This is a genomic window from Stenotrophomonas mori, from assembly GCF_023556335.1.
GTDB lineage: Bacteria > Pseudomonadota > Gammaproteobacteria > Xanthomonadales > Xanthomonadaceae > Stenotrophomonas > Stenotrophomonas mori.
Window position 1 is genome coordinate 1,423,895 of sequence record NZ_JAIKTS010000001.1, and the last position, 14,012, is coordinate 1,437,906.

The following is a 14,012-nucleotide window of genomic DNA, read 5'->3' on the forward strand; positions in this document are numbered from 1 at the left end:
CGGAGGCGACCGCCGTCGCCGCCCCCAGCCACAGGTAACACCCCGCATGACCGAACTCGTACGCCCCGCCTTCCACGGTTTCGAGCAGCAGCCGCTGCGCGAATACGCCGAACGCGCCTATCTCGACTATTCCATGTACGTGGTGCTGGACCGCGCCCTGCCGTTCATCGGCGACGGCCTGAAGCCGGTGCAGCGGCGGATCATCTACGCGATGAGCGAGCTGGGGCTCGGCGCGACGGCCAAGCCGAAGAAGTCCGCACGCACCGTCGGCGACGTCATCGGCAAGTACCACCCGCACGGCGACAGCGCCTGCTACGAGGCGCTGGTGCTGATGGCCCAGCCGTTCTCCTACCGCTACCCGCTGATCGACGGCCAGGGCAACTTCGGCTCCAGCGACGACCCCAAGTCGTTCGCGGCCATGCGCTACACCGAATCCAAGCTGACCCCGATCGCCGAGGTGCTGCTCGGCGAGCTGGGCCAGGGCACCACCGACTGGACGCCGAACTTCGATGGCACCCTGGAGGAGCCGAGCTGGCTGCCGGCGCGGCTGCCGCACCTGCTGCTCAACGGCACCACCGGCATCGCGGTGGGCATGGCCACCGACGTACCGCCGCACAACCTCAACGAGATCGTCAGTGCGCTGGTGCGGCTGATCGACGACCCGGACGCCACCGTCGCCGACCTGTGCGAACACGTGAAGGGGCCGGACTACCCGACCACCGCCGAGATCATCACCCCGGCCAGCGACCTGCGGCAGCTCTACGAGACCGGCAACGGCAGCGTGCGCGCCCGCGCCACCTTCCGCAAGGAAGCCAGCAACATCGTCATCACCGCACTGCCGCACCAGGTGTCGCCGTCCAAGGTGATCGAGCAGATCGCCCAGCAGATGCGCGCCAAGAAGCTGCCCTGGCTGGAGGACATCCGCGACGAGTCCGACCATGCCAATCCGGTGCGCGTGGTGCTGATCCCGCGTTCCAGCCGGGTCGACGCCGAGCAGCTGATGGGCCACCTGTTCGCCACCACCGACCTGGAGAAGAGCTACCGGGTCAACCTCAACGTCATCGGCCTGGACGGCCGCCCGCAGGTCAAGAACCTGCGGCAGCTGTTGAGCGAGTGGCTGCGCTTCCGCCAGGACACCGTCACCCGCCGCCTCAACCACCGCCTGCAGAAGGTCGAGCGCCGCCTGCACCTGCTGGAAGGCCTGTTGGTGGCCTTCCTCAACCTGGACGAGGTGATCCGCATCATCCGCACCGAGGATGAGCCGAAGGCGGCGCTGATCGCCCGCTTCGGCCTGTCCGAGGACCAGGCCGAGTACATCCTGGAGACCAAGCTCAAGCAGCTGGCGCGCCTGGAGGAAATGAAGATCCGCGGCGAGCAGGACGAGCTGGCCGCCGAACGCGAGAAGATCCTGGCCATCCTCGGCAGCGCCGCAAAGCTGAAGAAGCGGGTCAAGGACGAACTGCTGGCCGATGCGAAGAAGTTCGGCGACGAGCGCCGCTCGCCGCTGGTGCAGCGCGGCGCCGCCCAGGCCATCGACGAGACCGAACTGGTCGCCAGCGAACCGGTCACCGTGGTGCTGTCGGAGAAGGGCTGGGTACGCGCGGCCAAGGGCCACGAGGTCGACGCCGCCGGCCTTTCCTACCGCGACGGCGACAGGCTGCTCGCGGCCGTCCGCGGGCGCAGCACCCAGCAGGTCGCGTTCCTGGACAGCAGCGGCCGCGCCTATTCGACGCCCGCGCACACCCTGCCCTCGGCGCGCGGCAACGGCGAGCCGCTCACCGGCCGCTTCTCGCCCGCCGCCGGCAGCAGCTTCCTCACCCTGGCCAGCGGCGACAACGACGCCCGCTTCGTGCTCGCGTCCTCGCACGGCTACGGCTTCGTCACCCGCTTCGAGAACCTCACCGGCCGCAACAAGGCCGGCAAGGCCATGCTCAACCTCTCACCCGGTGCGGCGGTGCTGCAGCCGGCGACGGTCGCCGACCCGCAGGCCGACCGCATCGTCGCGGTCACCAGCGCCGGCAACATGCTCGCCATCCCCGCCAGCGAACTGCCCGAGCTGGACAAGGGCAAGGGCAACAAGATCATCGAGATCCCCAAGGCCAAGCTCGCCACCGAGCGCGTCGTCGCGGTGGTCGCGGTATCGCCCGGCGCCACCCTGCAGATCCGCAGCGGCCAGCGCACCATGAGCCTGTCGTTCAAGGAGCTGGATGCCTATGTGGGGCCGCGGGCCAGCCGCGGGCATCTGCTGCCGAGGGGGTGGCAGAAGGTGGAAGGCCTCGACGTCCAGTAACCCACTCCACTGGCGCGCGGCGGCGCGACCGGCATTGTCGTCGCCATGCGCATGCGTGGCGCGGCAGAAGGTGGAAGGCCTCGACGTCCAGTAACTCACTCCACTGGCGCGCGGCGGCGCGACCGGCATTGTCGTCGCCATGCGCATGCGTGGCGCGGCAGAAGGTGGAAGGACTGGACGTCCAGCAACCCGCTCCACTGGCGCACGGCGGCGCGGCCGTGCCGCCATTCATCTCACCGGCGTGCGGCGTGGCGATCCATGCTGCGCGTCGGCTGCGGCAACCGCTGGAAACCCGCTTTACATGGAATCACCATGACCTTCCCGCAAGACGCCTCCGCGCAGACCACCTGCCCCGAATGCCGCGGCGACAATCTGTACACCCGCGGCGGCCATGGCCCCGACCTGCTGCCCGGCGCCAGTGGCGTCTTCGCCAGCGCCGAGATGCGCAGTGTCGTCTGCCGCGATTGCGGCCTGGTCCGCTGCTATGCAAGCAGCGAAGCGCTTGAGCGGATCACGCCGGAGAACGGCTGGCGGAAGACCCGCTGAGGAGAAAAAAGACCATGCACTCCGATTTCTGGCTGCAACGCTGGCAACAGGGACAGATCGGCTTCCATCGGGGCGACGTGATGCCCTTGCTGGAAAAGCACTGGCCGTCGTTGCAGCCCGCGCCCGGCAGCCGGGTCCTGGTGCCGTTGTGCGGCAAGAGCCTGGACATGCACTGGCTGGCCGCACGGGGCCACCGCGTACTCGGCGTCGAGCTGTCGCCGCTGGCGGTGGAACAGTTCTTCGCCGAGGCCGGGCTGCAGCCGCAGCGCCGCACGAGCCGGCTGGGCGAGCATTACAGCGCCGGGCCGATCGAGATCCTCTGCGGCGACGCCTTCACCCTCGACGACGAAACCCTGGCCGGCATCGCCGGCCTCTATGACCGCGCCGCGTTGATCGCACTGCCGCCGGACCTGCGCCGACGCTACCGCGACACGGTGTACGCGCGGCTGCCGGCAGGATGCCGCGGACTGGTGATCACCCTCGAGTACCCGCAGGCGGAGAAGGCCGGCCCGCCGTTCTCGGTGGACGCCGCGGAAATGGCATCGCTCGGCCCCTCGTGGCGGGTGGAACAGGCCGAGCGCCGCGACATCCTCGCCCACGAGCCCGGCTTCCGCGCCGAGGGCGTCACCGCGCTCTCCACCGCCGTCTATCGCCTGTGGCGCGACAGCGGAAACGCCTAGCCGGCGTTCCTCCAGACCGCCCGCGCGCGCGGCGCCGCGGACAGCCCCGGACGCGGAAGGCCGGATGCGCCCGGCCTTCCCCGTGCGCAACGGCCTTCGCGGCGATCAGTGCGCCGGCACGCCCTTCGCGTCGATCTTGCTGGTCTGGTACAGCTCCAGGCCGATGCGCTTGATCAGGCCCAGCTGCTGCTCCAGCCACCAGGCATGGTCCTCTTCGGTATCGCGCAGCTGCGCGATCAGGATGTCGCGGCTGACATAGTCGCCGTGCTGCTCGCACAGCTTGACCCCCGCGGCGAGGTTGGCGCGCACCTGGTATTCGGTCTGCAGGTCCTTCTCCAGCATCTCGACCACGGTCTTGCCGGGGACGAAGGCATGCGGGCGCATGTCCGGATCGCCCTGCAGGAACAGGATCCGGCGCAGCAGCGCGTCGGCATGCTCGGTCTCCTCCTCCATTTCGTGGCCGATGCGCTCGTACAGCGCCTGCAGCCCCTGGTCTTCATAGCGGCGGGAGTGGATGAAGTACTGGTCGCGCGCGGCCAACTCGCCGCGCAGCAGTTCCTTCAGGCATTCGATGACGTCCGGGTGGCCTTGCATGGGATGCTCCTGATCGTTCGTGACCGGCATAGGGTGCCCGATCCGGCGCGACAATGATCTAATCGGAATCAATTTCAGTTGCACTCCGGCTCCACCCCTCCTCCGCCCCGCACCCTGCCCCTTCCTGAACCGGGAGAAGACCATGCTGCGCTGGCTGTTGCGGTTGCTCGTACTCCTGGTCGGCATGGCGTTCATCGCCCTGCTCGGCGCCTGGCTGCTGCTGCGCGGGAGCCTTCCACCGCTGGACGGCGGGCACCCGCTGGCCGGGCTCGGCGCGCCGGCGCAGGTGCAGCGCGACCGCAACGGCACGGTGACCGTGGAGGCCGCCGATGCGCGCGACATGGCGCGCGCGCTGGGCTACGTGCATGCCCAGGAGCGCTTCTTCGAGATGGACCTGATGCGGCGCTCGGCCGCCGGCGAACTGGCCGAGCTGTTCGGAGCCGACGCCCTCCCGCTGGACCGCCGCATGCGTGTCCATCGCCTGCGCGCGCGCGTACGCGCCGACCTGGACGCCGCGCTGGGTGGCAAGCGCGCCTTGCTCGAGGCCTACCGCGACGGGGTGAATGCCGGCGTCGCCGCCTTGCCCGTGCGCCCCTGGCCCTATCTGCTGCTGCGCCAGGCGCCGCGCCCTTGGAGCGTGGACGATTCGGTGCTGGTCGGGCTGGCGATGTACGCCGACCTGCAGGACCCCGGCAACACCCGCGAACTGGCGCTGGCCCGCATCCGCGACGTCGTGCCGCCGGCGCTGTATGCGCTGATCACGCACGGCGGCAGCTCCTGGGATGCGCCGCTGTTCGGCGCCGCGACCGGCGATGCCCCCCTGCCGGACGCCGCCACCCTGGACCTGCGGGCCATGACCGCGCCGTCCGCCGCCGCGCGGACCGGCGCGGCGCCTCCGGCGCCAACCGGAGGTGCCGGAGACCCGTCGATACCGGCCGACGTCGCTCCGGGCAGCAACAACTTCGCCGTCGCCGGCGCGCTGACCGCCGACGGCCGCGCCATCCTGGCCGACGACATGCACCTTGGACTGCGCGCACCCAACCTCTGGTTCCGGGTACGCCTGCGCTACGCCGACCCGGCCGCCGGCCCGGTGGACGTCGCCGGCTTCAGCCTGCCGGGCCTGCCCCTGGTCGTCGTCGGCAGCAACACCCGCGTCGCCTGGGGCTTCACCAACAGCTACATCGACACCGCCGACTTCGTCCGGCTGCCCGCGGAACAGGCCCCTGCACTGCGCAGCCACCAGGAAACCCTGGTCGTCGCCGGCGCCGCGGACGAGACCCTGCTCGTGCGCGAAAGCGACTGGGGCCCGGTGCTGCATGAGGAATCCGGCGGCAGCCTGCTGGCACTGCGCTGGACCGCACAGCTGCCCGGCGCGGTACGGCTGGACTTCGCCGACATGGCGCAGGCCCGGGACATCGACGATGCCCTGGCCGTCGCCGACCGCTCCGGTATTCCCGCGCAGAACCTGCTGCTCGCCGACCACACCGGCCGCATCGCCTGGCAGCTGATCGGCACCCGCCCCGACCGCGGCCGCGCCTGCACCGACCGCACCGTGGATGCACCGGCGCCTCCCGCGGCCTGCGCCCCCTGGGGACTGCGCACCGACCGCGCGCCGCTGCTGCGCGACCCCCCCGCGCATCGCCTGTGGACCGCCAATGCGCGCGTGCTCACCGGCCCCGAGCTGGCCGAGGCCGGCGACGGCGGCTACGACCTCGGCGCCCGCGCCCGCCAGATCCGCGACAGCCTGTTCGCCCGCGACCGCTTCGACGAACGCGACCTGCTGGCGATCCAGCTCGACGACCGCGCCCTGCTGATGCAGCGCTGGTGGACACTGCTGCGGGACACGGTCGAATCCAGCGACGACCCCGCGCTGCAGCGCCTGGCCGCCGCCAGCCGGCACTGGGACGGGCATGCGGCGACCGACTCGACCAGCTACCGGATCGCCCGCGGCTTCCGCGGCATCGTGCTCGACACCCTGGAAGAGGGCCTGCTGGCACCGGCACGGCAGGCGCTCGGCGACGCCTTCATCGCCCCGCGCCTGCCCCAGCTGGAAGGCATCGTCTGGCCGATGCTGGAACAGCGCCCCGCCCACCTGCTGCCGCCGTCATTCGCAAGCTGGGACGCGCTGCTCGCGCACAGCGCGCGGGAACTGGAACGCGACCTCGCGGCACAGGGCCCGGACCTGTCCGCACGCACCTGGGGCGAGCGCAACACCGCCGCCGTCTGCCATCCGCTGTCGCGGGCGCTGCCGCGCCTGTCCAGGCGCTGGCTGTGCATGCCGGCGCAAGCGCTGCCCGGCGACGGCAACCTGCCGCGCGTGCAGACCCCGTCCTTCGGTGCCTCGCAGCGCATGGTGGTCGCCCCCGGCCATGAAGCCGACGGCATCGTGCACATGCCCGGCGGCCAGAGCGGCCATCCCCTGTCGCCGTTCTGGGCGGCCGGCCACGACGATTGGGTACACGGCCGGCCGACACCGTTCCTGCCCGGCGATGCGGTGCATGTCCTCACCCTGCACCCGCAGTGACCCCGCAACCGGAACACGGACAGGCCCTGCCCGCGCGGGCCTGCCGGACACCCCGCAGCGGCGATGCAACGGCCACCGCCGTTCGCGCGCACAGGCGCCTGCCGGGCCGGCGTGCCGCGGCCGGCACCCGGCCAGCGCTCAGCCGCGGCGGCGTTCGAGCCAGCCCAGCCAAGGCCCGGTCATGGCCGTCGTCGCCAGCGCCATGATCACCAGTACGGCGAACAACCGGTCGCCGATCAGGCCCAGCTCATACCCGAGATTGAGGACCACCAGCTCCATCAGGCCCCGGGTATTCATCAGGACCCCCAGGCGCCACGAGGCTGTCCTCGGCATGCCGGCACTGCGCGCGGCGGCGGCGGTCCCGACCGTCTTGCCCAGGGTCGCCACGGCGATCACGACCACGCACAGCACCAGGTCCCCCGCCTGCAGCGCGTCCGCCTGCAGGCGCAGCCCGGTCATCGCGAAGAACAACGGCAGCAGCAACGTGGCGGCCAGCGGCTCCACGCGGGTCATCACCAGTTCGCGCAGCCGCGGATTGCCGGATACCGCCACCCCCGCCGCGAACGCGCCGAACAGGGCATGGATGCCGAGCCACTCGGTCAGCAGCGCGCTGCCCAGCGCGAGCACCAGGATACCGAGCAGCCACGCGTTCTCCCGCTGCGGGGGGATCACCGACCAGCGCGCGAACCACGGCCTGGCCACCTTCACCATCAGCACGACGAAGGCGCATACGCCCAGCAGGCCGGCGCACGCGGCTCCCCAGCCGGCGGCCTGCGTGGCCGCGACGATCAGCGCCAGCAGGCACCATGCCGTCGCATCGCCCAACGCGGCGCAGGCGATGGCCGTCTGGCCGACCGCGGTATGGACCATGCCGCGGTCGGCAAGGATCCGCAGCAGGACCGGGAACGCGGTGATGCTCATCGCGATCCCCACGAACAGGGAGAACGAGGCGAACCCCACGTTGCCGGGGGCATGCTCCGGGTACAGCCAGAGGGCGGTCAGCACCCCGGCCAGGAACGGCACCGCGATGCCGGCATGGCTTACCGCGAACGCAAACCGCCGGCGCCCGCGGAGCTGCCCCAGGTCCAGTTCCGCACCGGCGGCCAGCAGGAACATCAAGACGCCGAACTGGCTGACCAGGCTCAGCGGCTGCAGCGATGCCTCGGGAAACACCGCAGCGTGCAACTGCGGCCACAGGCTTCCAAGAAACAGCGGACCGATCATCAGGCCCGCCGCCATTTCGCCGATGACCGCCGGCTGTCCCAGCCAGCGCAGCAGCCGGCCCATTCCCTTGGCGCTCAACAGCAGGACCAGAAGCTGCAGCAGGAACACGCCCAAGGGCGACGACGACTGCAGCGGAACCGCGCTGTCCGGCGCCCCCTGCACCGCCGTGGCCACGGCCTGCGGCCCACCTCCGGCGAAACGCGCCACGCCCAGTCCAAGCAGCAGCGGCAGGCCCGTCCAGGCCAGGTACAGCCACCCCCATTTCAGCCGTGGAGCACGGCTGTCGACTCCTGCGTCCATGACACTCCCCCCGTATCCGCCGGCGATGATACGCCGCGGCCGCGCCACCGGCCGCATGGCCCGCGTCGCCGCGGGCCATGCCGATGCTCAGCCGGCCAGTGCCTGCGCATGCACGCCGGCCACGGCGCGGCCGGACGGATCGGCCAGCGCCGCGAAGCTGGCGTCCCAGGCGATCGCCGCCGGCGACGAGCAGGCGATCGACTTGCCGCCCGGCACCGTCTCGGCGGCGGCCGGGGTCGGGTAGAACTGCTCGAACAGGCTGCGGTAGTAGTACGCCTCCTTGGTCTGCGGCGGGTTGTAGGGGAAGCGCTTGTCGGCGGCGGCCAGCTCGCGGTCGCTCACCTGCGCCTCGGCATGCGCCTTCAGCCCGTCGATCCAGCCATAGCCGACGCCGTCGCTGAACTGTTCCTTCTGCCGCCACAGGATGTCCTTCGGCAGGTAGCCCTCGAACGCCTCGCGCAACACCGCCTTCTCGATGCGGCCGCTGGCCATGTCGACCATCTTGTGGCGGGCGTCCATGCGCATGGCCACGTCCAGGAATTCGCGGTCGAGGAACGGCACCCGCGGCTCCACGCCCCAGGCCATCATCGACTTGTTGGCCCGCAGGCAGTCGTAGTTGTTCAGCGCGTCCAGCTTGCGCACCAGTTCCTCATGGAACTCGCGCGCGTTCGGCGCCTTGTGGAAGTACAGGTAGCCGCCGAAGATCTCGTCGCTGCCTTCCCCGGACAGCACCATCTTCACCCCCATCGCCTTGATCCGGCGGGCCAGCAGGAACATCGGGGTCGAGGCGCGGATGGTGGTGACGTCATAGGTCTCGATATGGCGGATCACTTCCGGCAGCGCATCCAGACCCTCCTCGAAGGTGTACTCGAAGCCGTGGTGCACGGTGCCCAGCATCTCGGCGGCGACCTGCGCCGCGGCCAGGTCCGGCGAGCCCTTCAGGCCGATGGCGAAACTGTGCAGGCGCGGCCACCAGGCCTCGCTCTGGTCGCCGTCCTCGATGCGGCGCCGGGCGTAGCGGGCGGCCACCGCCGCCACCAGCGAGGAGTCCAGGCCGCCCGACAGCAGCACGCCGTAGGGCACGTCGGTCATCAGCTGGCGATGCACCGCCGCCTCGAAGGCCTCGCGCAGCGCCTCGGTGGACACCTCCACGCCCTGCACCGCGTCGTAGTCGCGCCATGGCTGCTGGTAGTAGCGGGACAGCTCGCCGGTGGCGCTGTCGTACCAGTGGCCGGGCGGGAACTGCGCCACGTCGGCGCAGGTGTCGGCCAGCGACTTCATTTCCGAGGCCACGCACAGCCGTCCCTGCTTGTCGTGGCCCCAGTACAGCGGTACCACGCCGATCGGATCGCGGGCGATCACCGCACGGCCACGGGCCTTGTCCCACAGCGCGAAGGCGAAGATGCCGTTGAGGCGGTTGAGGAAGCCGGCCGGGCCGGTGCCGGCGGCCTCGCATTCGCGGTACAGGGCATTGATGACCTCGCAGTCCGAACCGGTCTGGAAGGCATAGGGCTGCACCAGCTCCTGCTTGAGCTCGCGGTGGTTGTAGATCTCGCCGTTCACCGCCAGCGCCAGGCCGCCATCCTCGGACAGCAGCGGCTGCGAGCCGCCGGCCGGATCGACGATGGCCAGCCGCTCATGCACGAGGATCGCCTGGGCATCCACGTACACGCCGCTCCAGTCCGGACCACGGTGGCGCTGGCGCTGGGACTGTTCGAGCGCCTGGCGACGCAGGGCCTGCCGGTCGTCGCCGGGCTGCAGGCCGAAGATGCCGAAGATGGAACACATGGGGAAAGCTCCTGGAAGAAGTGATGCCTGCGAAAGGGGATCCTGTGGCCAACCGCGACCGGCCATTGCCGGCACCCGGACACAAAAAAACCCGCATCGGCCGATGCGGGTTTTCTCTTGACCTGGCGCCTGCTTCGTTCTTTACGCCTGGTCGCGGACCCGCATCGGCCGCGCACGATTGTTCGCACGCAGATTATTGCGGTTGGCGTTGTTGGCGTTGGCACGAAGCAGCGACATGCGGCAGACACTAGCGTGGCGCTGGCCGGCACGCAACTGTTGCAGCGGAAACGAGCCGCGACCCTCGCCGGCACCGCCGGCCCAGGCCGCGCCGACGACCGCCGGCACGTGTACCGGCACGCCGACAAGACAGCGCGCTGTCCGCGCCCTCTCCTTGCCGGTCCGTCCACGTCCACTACCCCGCGGGTACCCACCGGCCTCCCACGGCCCGTGTGCCCGGGTCCCCGGGGCCGGTCTCAGCCGGCGCCGTCCAGCAACAGCCCGGCGATCAGTGCCCGGTACAACCCGGGCAACGCCTCCAGGTCGGCCACGCGCACGTTCTCGTCCACCTGGTGGATGCTGGCGTTGACCGGACCGACCTCGATGCAGTGCGCGCCCAGCGGCGCGATGAAACGCGCATCGGACGTACCGCCGCCGGTGCTTTCCTCCGGCGCGGCGCCGGCGAACCGGGTCAGCACGTCGCGCGCGACCTGGCGCAGGCGGCCTTCCGGGGTGTGGAACGGTTCGCCGCTGCGGTGCCAGTGCAGCGTGTAGTCGAGCGCATGCCGGTCCAGCAGCGCGCCGACCTCCGCTTCCAGGCGTGCGGCGTTCCAGTGCGGGTTGTAGCGCAGGTTGAAGCGCACCTGCAGCTCACCGGGAATGACGTTGCTGGCGCCGGTCCCGGCGGCGATGTTGGAGATCTGCAGGCTGGTCGGCGGGAAACTCTCGTAGCCGTCGTCCCAGGCATGCGCGGCCAGCTCGGCCAGCGCCGGCGCGGCCAGGTGGATGGGATTGCGCGCCTTCTCCGGATAGGCGACGTGCCCCTGGACACCCTTGACCGCCAGCGTGGCCGACAGGCTGCCGCGGCGCCCCACCCTCAGCAGGTCGCCGAGCCGGGCAGTGGACGAGGGCTCGCCGGTGATGCACCAGTCGATCCGTTGTCCGCGCTCGGCGAACAGCCGCGCGACGTGGCGCACGCCGTCGATGGCGTCACCCTCCTCGTCGCTGGTCAGCAGTACCGCCAGCGTGCCGGGATGATCGGGATGGGCGGCGACGAACTGCTCGGCGGCCACCACGAACGCGGCCACGCTGCCCTTCATGTCGGCCGCGCCGCGGCCGTACAGCACGCCATCGCGTACGTCAGGCGTGAACGGAGCGCTGGCCCAGGCCTCGGCCGGGCCGCTGGGCACCACGTCGGTATGGCCGAGCAGCACCAGCACCGGCGCGCCGCTGCCGTGGGTGGCCCACAGGTTGTCGACCTCGCCCAGGCGCAGGTGCTCGCAGGCGAAGCCCGCCGCCCGCAGGCGCTCGCCGATCAAGGATTGGCAACCGGCATCCTCGGGGGTCACCGACGGCCGGGAAATCAGTTCGCAGGCCAGCTGCAGTACGTCGCTCATGTCGTGCTTGCCTCCAGAGGTCCCTGCGCTGCGCAGGGGGTGTCGCGGCCGCGGAGGGGCGCCTATGCATCCACCGCGGATCCATGCTTCCTGCCGGGGCGGCACCGCCCTGGCGCGGCGTCCGCCGCACACCGGCAGGCCGGCGGTGCGTCAGCCGATGCCGAAGCGCTGCTTGAAGCCGTTGTCGGAAAAGCCCTGCGTCACCGCGCCGTCGCCGGTGACGACCAGCGGGCGCTTGATGAGCTGCGGGTACTCGCGCAACAGCAGCTTCCACTCGGCGTCGGAACCGGGCGCCTTGCGGACGTCCGGCAGCTGCCGCCAGGTGGTCGAGGACTTGTTGACCAGCGCGTCGAAGCCGCCGGCCTTGCCGGCCCATTCCGCCAGCGTTTCCGGGCTGGGCTTGGCGTCGCGGTAATCGACGAAGGTGTAGGCGACGCCGAAGCGGTCCAGCCACTTGGTCGCCTTCCTGCAGGTATCGCAGTTCTTCAGTCCGTAGAGGGTCGTCGTCATGGTTTGCTGTGCTCCACCACCGGCAGTTCGATATAGCTGGCGGCCGCCGCCGAGTGGTGGACGGCATTGTCCGCCACCACCGGGACGTCCTCGCTCTCGTTCGCGCCGCCGGTGTTGAGGTTGCGCGCGAACTTGGGGAAATTGGAACTGGTCACCTCGACACGGATGCGGTGGCCCTTGCCGAAGCGGATCGAGGTGGTGATCGGGGTCGGCTTCAGCGTGTAGACCTGCCCCGGCTGCATCGGCGCCGGTGCCGCGTAGCCGTCGCGGTAGCGCGCACGCAGGATGGTGTCGCCGATGATCCAGGCGGTGTCGTCCGGTGCCACGTCCACCAGCTTGAGCGCGAAGTCGGTGTCCCGGGCGCTGGAGGACACCTGCAGCACCGCATCGACGAAGCCGGATACTTCCAGCGGCGCATCCAGCGGCGCGCTGGTATACACCAGCACGTCGTGGCGGGCCTCGACCGGGCGCTGGTCGAACGCGCCGGCGGTCACCAGCCCGCCGTTGCAGCAGTCGCCGCCGCCGATGGTCTGCACCGGGTTGGCCGGATCGTAGCGGTAGCTGTCCTTGGGCTCCTCCGCCGACGGCGCCTCGAACGTGAGCCGCCCGTCGCCATACAGCGAATTGGCCGCACCGCCCGAGCGCAGGTACAGGCGCACCGGCCGGGCCGCCTGTGGCGGCCATTGCGCATCGGACTGCCAGCGGTTCGCGCCCATCGTGAAGTAGCGCACGTGCGGGGTGGACGCGGGGAACGCCTTGGGCTGGTTCTTCAGCCAGCGGTCGAAGAACGCCCAGATCTGCGCGCTCACCGGGAAGCTGGCGTCGCCCATGGCGCGGTCGCCGACCGTGTAGTCCTTGCCCAACTGCCAGAACTGGCAGTGCGGATTGGGGCCGATCACCACGTACTGGTTCTGGCTGGCCTGGGCATCGGTGCCGGCCGCGCGCGCATGGTTGAACAGCGCCAGGTTCGGGCCGATGGACACGTCGTACCAGCTGTTGAACCACAGCGCCGGCACGCCCCAGCCCATCGAATCGCGGTACAGCCCGCCCTGCTCCCAGGCCGGATCGGCGGGCCCGCGGCCGATCATCCGTTCGAACGTGGCCGGCGGCTCGCCCAGCGAGGACAGCAGCTGCGCATACGGCAGGTGGCGGATGTGCCGCTGCCAGTCGACCGCCGGCTTCTTCGCGTCCAGGTCGTTGTATTGCGCCACCCGCGCGCGCAGCGGGCCGGCCAGGTCCTGCGGCAGCTCGGCGCGCAGCGGGTTGTCCACGCCGTACATCCACACCGCGAACAGGGTGCGGGGCACGCCGCCGGTGTAGAAGTTGCCCTGCTCCTGGAACGGGCCGACCTTGCCGATGCCCGCCCCGGCGGCCATCGGCACCATCGCCGCGTGCGCCGGGTGGTCCATCGCCGCCAGCGACAGCTGCCATTCGGCCGAGGACGAGCAGCCCAGGGTGCCGACCTTGCCGTTGGACCAGGGCTGCGCGGCGATCCAGCTCAGCGCGTCGTAGCCGTCGGTCTGCGGATGGCCCAGGATCTGGTACCTGCCCTGGCTGAGATAGCGGCCGCGCTCGCTCTGCACCACGAACGCGTAGCCGTTGCGGAGCGCCTCGATGGCCAGCCGGGCACTGGTGCCGCGTGGGCTGTGTTCGTTGTACGGGGTCTTCCACAGCACCGTCGGCAGCGGCCCGGTGGCGCCCTTGGGGCGCCAGATGTTGGTGGACAGGCCGATGCCGTCGCGCATCGGCACCAGCACCGCGGTCTCGACGTCGGCGAGGCCGGCAAGCTCGGCACGCAGGCCTTCCTCGCTGTAGCGGCCGAGGTCCTGTGCGGGGACGGCGGCGGACAGCACCAGCAGGGCGGCGGACAGGAGGACGGCTGGGGTGCGTGTCTTCATTGCATTCTCCACGGTGGTGAAGGTGCCGGCGTTCTGCTGCGGCGC

At 70.8% G+C, this 14,012-nt stretch carries 10 protein-coding genes; 4 read left to right on the forward strand and 6 right to left on the reverse strand.

The features are described from left to right. Positions 1–46: 46 nt before the first annotated feature. From parC to K5L01_RS06430, 3 genes are all read left to right on the forward strand, one after another. The gene (parC, locus tag K5L01_RS06420; protein WP_250062958.1) at positions 47–2,290 is read left to right on the forward strand and encodes a DNA topoisomerase IV subunit A; all 2,244 of its coding nucleotides are present in this window, start codon (positions 47–49) and stop codon (positions 2,288–2,290) included. Positions 2,291–2,602: 312 nt separating this feature from the next. After that, positions 2,603–2,836 carry a hypothetical protein gene (locus K5L01_RS06425; RefSeq protein WP_250062960.1) on the forward strand — a complete coding sequence of 78 codons (234 nt, stop codon included), beginning with the start codon at positions 2,603–2,605 and terminating at the stop codon, positions 2,834–2,836. A 14-nt stretch (positions 2,837–2,850) separates the two neighbouring features. Beyond that, complete coding sequence (locus K5L01_RS06430) at positions 2,851–3,516, forward strand: thiopurine S-methyltransferase (RefSeq protein ID WP_250062962.1); 666 nt, start codon at positions 2,851–2,853, stop codon at positions 3,514–3,516. Between the two features lie 105 nt (positions 3,517–3,621). On the opposite strand, the gene bfr is transcribed toward K5L01_RS06430, so the two are convergent. Then, positions 3,622–4,110, reverse strand: coding sequence for a bacterioferritin (bfr, locus tag K5L01_RS06435; RefSeq protein ID WP_250062965.1), 489 nt, complete (start codon positions 4,108–4,110; stop codon positions 3,622–3,624). A gap of 142 nt (positions 4,111–4,252) precedes the next feature. Here bfr and K5L01_RS06440 point away from each other — a divergent pair, with 142 nt between their 5' ends. Beyond that, positions 4,253–6,634, forward strand: a complete 2,382-nt coding sequence (locus K5L01_RS06440; RefSeq protein ID WP_250062967.1) for a penicillin acylase family protein — start codon at positions 4,253–4,255, stop codon at positions 6,632–6,634. A 138-nt stretch (positions 6,635–6,772) separates the two neighbouring features. On the opposite strand, the gene K5L01_RS06445 is transcribed toward K5L01_RS06440, so the two are convergent. From K5L01_RS06445 to K5L01_RS06465, 5 genes are all read right to left on the reverse strand, one after another. Further along, positions 6,773–8,158 carry a cation:proton antiporter gene (locus K5L01_RS06445; protein WP_250062969.1) on the reverse strand — a complete coding sequence of 462 codons (1,386 nt, stop codon included), beginning with the start codon at positions 8,156–8,158 and terminating at the stop codon, positions 6,773–6,775. 87 nt (positions 8,159–8,245) lie between these two features. Continuing rightward, positions 8,246–9,946, reverse strand: a complete 1,701-nt coding sequence (gene asnB / locus K5L01_RS06450; RefSeq protein ID WP_250062972.1) for an asparagine synthase B — start codon at positions 9,944–9,946, stop codon at positions 8,246–8,248. A 473-nt stretch (positions 9,947–10,419) separates the two neighbouring features. Then, entirely contained in the window at positions 10,420–11,559 is a 1,140-nt protein-coding gene (gene dapE / locus K5L01_RS06455) for a succinyl-diaminopimelate desuccinylase (RefSeq protein WP_250062974.1), read from the reverse strand. Between the two features lie 150 nt (positions 11,560–11,709). After that, positions 11,710–12,069, reverse strand: coding sequence for an arsenate reductase (locus K5L01_RS06460; protein ID WP_250062977.1), 360 nt, complete (start codon positions 12,067–12,069; stop codon positions 11,710–11,712). Continuing rightward, positions 12,066–13,967 (reverse strand): CocE/NonD family hydrolase, encoded by a 1,902-nt coding sequence (locus K5L01_RS06465; RefSeq protein WP_250062979.1) that lies wholly within the window; start codon positions 13,965–13,967, stop codon positions 12,066–12,068. Before K5L01_RS06465 ends, K5L01_RS06460 begins: the two co-directional genes overlap by 4 nt. Positions 13,968–14,012 lie beyond the last annotated feature (45 nt).

Bases quoted from the DNA above. Each gene is read 5' to 3' on its own strand.
- K5L01_RS06465 (WP_250062979.1), bottom strand. From the start codon at position 13,967: ATGAAGACACGCACCCCAGCCGTCCTCCTGTCCGCCGCCCTGCTGGTG.
- K5L01_RS06430 (WP_250062962.1), top strand. From the start codon at position 2,851: ATGCACTCCGATTTCTGGCTGCAACGCTGGCAACAGGGACAGATCGGC.
- K5L01_RS06440 (WP_250062967.1), top strand. From the start codon at position 4,253: ATGCTGCGCTGGCTGTTGCGGTTGCTCGTACTCCTGGTCGGCATGGCG.
- K5L01_RS06445 (WP_250062969.1), bottom strand. From the start codon at position 8,158: ATGGACGCAGGAGTCGACAGCCGTGCTCCACGGCTGAAATGGGGGTGG.
- parC (WP_250062958.1), top strand. From the start codon at position 47: ATGACCGAACTCGTACGCCCCGCCTTCCACGGTTTCGAGCAGCAGCCG.
- K5L01_RS06425 (WP_250062960.1), top strand. From the start codon at position 2,603: ATGACCTTCCCGCAAGACGCCTCCGCGCAGACCACCTGCCCCGAATGC.
- K5L01_RS06460 (WP_250062977.1), bottom strand. From the start codon at position 12,069: ATGACGACGACCCTCTACGGACTGAAGAACTGCGATACCTGCAGGAAG.
- asnB (WP_250062972.1), bottom strand. From the start codon at position 9,946: ATGTGTTCCATCTTCGGCATCTTCGGCCTGCAGCCCGGCGACGACCGG.
- dapE (WP_250062974.1), bottom strand. From the start codon at position 11,559: ATGAGCGACGTACTGCAGCTGGCCTGCGAACTGATTTCCCGGCCGTCG.
- bfr (WP_250062965.1), bottom strand. From the start codon at position 4,110: ATGCAAGGCCACCCGGACGTCATCGAATGCCTGAAGGAACTGCTGCGC.